Source organism: Thiorhodococcus drewsii AZ1, from assembly GCF_000224065.1.
GTDB classification, from domain to species: Bacteria; Pseudomonadota; Gammaproteobacteria; order Chromatiales; family Chromatiaceae; genus Imhoffiella; species Imhoffiella drewsii.
The window spans coordinates 1-3703 of record NZ_AFWT01000086.1; the positions used below are offsets into that span (position 1 = coordinate 1).

Sequence of the window (3703 nt, forward strand, 5' to 3'; positions counted from 1 at the left end):
CGATCGCCTGGACTGCCTGGGGCGTCAGACCTGGGAGCGCGATCGCCGTTCGTGGGCCTGGTCGCGATTCTGAGGAGCAAGACGGCTGGAAGCGCGGCTATCTCCAGGTTCTGGAGGCCATCGCGCCGTCTCGGGTTCTCGTTTTCGGCCTGGCTTCGAGGGTCGTCGGCTGTCTCGACAGTACCGGCGTCGCTTGGGTTCAGGTTCCGCTGCGCCGGGCGGTTTCGCGTTCGGTTTGCGCGTTTTCTTCCACGTTAGAGGTCGGCGCCTCGGCCTGAGATCCTCGCGAACGTCACTGCCCGGAAAATCTTCGAGTCCAGACGTCTCGACGTCATCGCCTCGGCCTGCTTACCATGTCGATCATCGACGCATCGTTTCCAGGGACATTCGAATGGATGGTTTCTCGCGCGTGATCCGCTCGGCTTGGAATTCGTTGAGCCGCAACAAGGAATGGCTGTTTTCCGGATTGGGTCTCTCGATTGTAGGGGCGATCGGGACCTATGCATGGGTCTTTTTCCATGACCCGAACCAAGAGCCACAGTCTGGCGACAAGGACCATCAGGGAGCTACGCACATCACCCAGAGCGGATTCTCGGCCGGGGGGGATATGGTCGCGGCGGGCCGGGATATCACGGGTTCGGTTCAGATCCAGAAGGGCTACAGCCCGGAGGACCTGCACGCCATCTTTCAGGATCAGCAAGCGCTCAGCGCGCGTCTGGGTGTTACCGAGGGAAACATCCGAACCTTCTTCCGGATCCTCGAACAGGGCGAGGTTCCCCGTGAGCAATGGCCGCAGCGCCTGCTCGATATCGCCAATCGTCACAAGGAGGCCCTGCACCGGTTAGCGGCGCTCCGTACCCAAGACCCGCAATCCCAGGTATGGCTCGATCAGGCCCGAGCAGCCATCGAGGCGGGCGACTACGCGCAAGCCGAGCATCTGCTGGATCAGGCCGAGCAAAGCGAGCTGTCCGGCCTGCAGGATGCCGAGCGCCTGCTGCAAGAGGCCAAGGAAGCCGTCGCCAAGCGGCGAGGCTCGGCGGCGGCGCTACGTGCGGAAAAGGCCGAGCTCTTCGCCATTCAGTTGCGCTACCTCGATGCGGCGGCCACGCTGGCCAGCGCGGTGGAACTGGTCGCGGAAACCGACCCCGATCAGCGTCTAGCCTACTTGGATCAGCAGGCCGACATGCTCCAGACAGAAGGCGACGAGCATGGCAACAACGCCGCCCTTAAGCAGGCCATTGTGCTCTACCAAGGGGCTTTATTGCCTGCACGCCCGAGAGCGCGCGTGCCGCTCGTCTGGGCGGCGACCCAGAACAACCTCGGCACTGCGCTCGCGAGACTGGGCGCGCGCGAGTCGGGCACGGCACGCCTGGAGCAGGCGGTGGCGACCTACCGCGCGGCGCTCGAGGAATGCACCCGTGAGCGCGTGCCGCTCGCCTGGGCGGGGACCCAGAACAACCTCGGCCTTGCGCTCGCGATGCTGGGCGCGCGCGAGTCGGGCACGGCACGCCTGGAGGAGGCGGTGGCGGCCTACCGCGCGGCGCTCGAGGAGCGCACCCGCGAGCGTGTCCCGCTCGGCTGGGCGGCGACCCAGAATAACCTCGGCAATGCGCTCACGAGACTGGGCGCGCGCGAGTCGGGCACGATACGCCTGGAGGAGGCGGTGGCGGTCTACCGCGCGGCGCTCGAGGAGGTCACCCGTGAGCGCGTGCCGCTCGTCTGGGCTCAGATCCAGAACAATCTCGGCAGTGCGCTCTTGAGACTGGGCGAGCGCGCGTCGGGCACGGCACGTCTGGAGGAGGCGGTGGCGGCCTTCCGTGCGGCGCTCAAGGAATACACCCGTGAGCGCGTGCCGCTGGATTGGGCGAGGACCCAGACCAACCTCGGCAATGCGCTCATGGGGCTGGGCGGGCGCGAGTCGGGCACGGCACGTCTGAATGAGGCGGTGGCGGCCTTCCGCGCGGCGCTCGAGGAGCGCACCCAAGCGCGCGTGCCGCTCGCCTGGGCGATGACCCAGAACAACCTCGGCAATGCGCTCTTGAGACTGGGCGAGCGCGATCCGAACGCGGGAACGAATTATCTGCAGGAAGCTCGTGACAGCTTCCAGCACTCATGGACGGTCTATCAAGACGCTGGGATGTCTCAATACGATAACTATTTCCAACAACAACTGGACAACATCGAAACGCTGATACTGAGCCAATCGGATGAAAGAGCAGAACGATGAAACTCGTGCTCAGAGGAAGGTTCGAGGTTCAGGTTCCGCTGCGCCGGGCGGTTTCGCGTTCGGCTTGCGCGTTTTCTTCCACTTTAGAGGTCGGCGCCTCGGCCTGAACTTGTCGATCTCGGCGCTTGACGCGTAGCTCCTGGATGATTTGCCGGTACCAGTGCAGGGCGTAGAGATCCGATGGCCTGTAGGGGAAGTTTTCCGGGCTCCACAGTTCACCCTTGGAAATCCGCCATCCGTACCAAGCGGCGTCTGGTATCCAACCGCCCAGGGCGACCATGAGTCGGTAGATGCTCAATGGCAGCTTGGCGCGTCCTTTCTCGATGTCTCGCCACCGACGTAGTGAGATCCCGCATACCTTGGCGGCTTCGGCTTGATCGAGACCGGCGGCGTGTCGGGCCTCGATCAGATCGTTGATGTCGGGCTGTAAGGTGTCGAATCTTGGTGGTGCCATTACTTCGCGGCGCAGCCGCTCCGACAAGCGTGCAGCCCGTTGGGCTGTTCAGGAAGAGTGCTAAGGGTGCTATCGTGATCGGTGACGAATTTCGTCACCGTGCCATGGGCTCATGCTGCTCAGGCGTAGCACAAGCATTTGAACCACAAGGAAAATCCTTGTAATTGGCGCTTTATCCAATTTCGCATAATGTATATTATGTTAAGTCTGATAGCCGAGCGAATCCGCAGCATTATCAAAGGCTTAATCCTTGATTTCAGTCAAACTGCCCGCGCATGATCCCCCTCACCCTCGATCCCTGGAACGGCTGGATCCTAGACGACGATGGATTCCTCAAGGATCCGGCCGGAAATGCCTTCTTGCCCTCGGATCTCAACGCGTCATTCTGGGCTCGCCAGCTGCTCCAGGAACAGTTAGAACACCCGGCGCCATACGCGCCATGAAGAGCCATCTACAACGCGAGATCGCCAAGCACTCACGAACCTTCCTCGTCGAGATCCGCGACGCCGATCATCAGGACGCAGAGCCGATCCTATCCCTACAAACTGCGCTGAATCCTCAGTAGGAATAGATCGGGACCTTCTTCATGTAGCCGTTCCTACACCGAATCACATTGTTATTAATCTCGTTGTCGGGGCCTAAACACTCTTTGAGAGGACGGCCCGGAACCCATTGCTCATCGTAACCGATGACTCGCTTTCGAGGGCGAGGACGAGGACGAGTGTCTGGACTGGTCGGCATGGTCAGAACCTGGATCGACGGGAAAGGAGCCGGCGGATTCGCTGGCGTTTGATCTCTCAGATACGAATGCGGTTGAGGCATGTTCATGGTCTTTTCCGAAAAGCTCTCAGAGATCGCCGAGGAAACGCCGATATGTAAAGTGGACCCCATGTCCAGGACAGTTTTCCCCCGAATTTAAGTTGTACTGGCCACCTCAATCGCAGCGGTTTGGCGCTGCCCCAGTGTTGTCTCGCCGAAGCGATCGACGATCTTGGCCCCACCCCGTTTCCCGATCGGTAGAC

General features: G+C 61.5%; 5 protein-coding genes. 4 read left to right on the top strand and 1 reads right to left on the bottom strand.

Features of this window, described 5'->3' with window-relative positions:
- Both THIDRDRAFT_RS26590 and THIDRDRAFT_RS24280 read left to right on the top strand, forming a co-directional pair.
- Positions 1–278, top strand: a 278-nt coding sequence (locus tag THIDRDRAFT_RS26590; RefSeq protein WP_040845946.1) for a hypothetical protein, incomplete at its 5' end; no start/stop codon positions are given.
- 113 nt (positions 279–391) lie between these two features.
- Positions 392–2227 (top strand): tetratricopeptide repeat protein, encoded by a 1836-nt coding sequence (locus THIDRDRAFT_RS24280; RefSeq protein ID WP_007043321.1) that lies wholly within the window; start codon positions 392–394, stop codon positions 2225–2227.
- Positions 2228–2255: 28 nt separating this feature from the next.
- Here the strand turns inward: THIDRDRAFT_RS24280 and THIDRDRAFT_RS22930 are convergent, their stop codons facing one another.
- Entirely contained in the window at positions 2256–2681 is a 426-nt protein-coding gene (locus THIDRDRAFT_RS22930) for a helix-turn-helix domain-containing protein (protein ID WP_007043322.1), read from the bottom strand.
- Between the two features lie 275 nt (positions 2682–2956).
- Here THIDRDRAFT_RS22930 and THIDRDRAFT_RS26320 point away from each other — a divergent pair, with 275 nt between their 5' ends.
- Both THIDRDRAFT_RS26320 and THIDRDRAFT_RS27175 read left to right on the top strand, forming a co-directional pair.
- A complete protein-coding gene (locus THIDRDRAFT_RS26320) occupies positions 2957–3124 on the top strand; it encodes a DUF3653 domain-containing protein (RefSeq protein ID WP_007043323.1) in 168 nt (55 codons plus the stop codon).
- Positions 3121–3246, top strand: coding sequence for a hypothetical protein (locus THIDRDRAFT_RS27175; RefSeq protein ID WP_007043324.1), 126 nt, complete (start codon positions 3121–3123; stop codon positions 3244–3246). Before THIDRDRAFT_RS26320 ends, THIDRDRAFT_RS27175 begins: the two co-directional genes overlap by 4 nt.
- Positions 3247–3703: the final 457 nt, after the last annotated feature.

Excerpts from the sequence above, each read along its gene's own strand:
- THIDRDRAFT_RS26320 (WP_007043323.1), top strand. The coding sequence starts at position 2,957 with ATGATCCCCCTCACCCTCGATCCCTGGAACGGCTGGATCCTAGACGAC.
- THIDRDRAFT_RS22930 (WP_007043322.1), bottom strand. The coding sequence starts at position 2,681 with ATGGCACCACCAAGATTCGACACCTTACAGCCCGACATCAACGATCTG.
- THIDRDRAFT_RS24280 (WP_007043321.1), top strand. The coding sequence starts at position 392 with ATGGATGGTTTCTCGCGCGTGATCCGCTCGGCTTGGAATTCGTTGAGC.
- THIDRDRAFT_RS27175 (WP_007043324.1), top strand. The coding sequence starts at position 3,121 with ATGAAGAGCCATCTACAACGCGAGATCGCCAAGCACTCACGAACCTTC.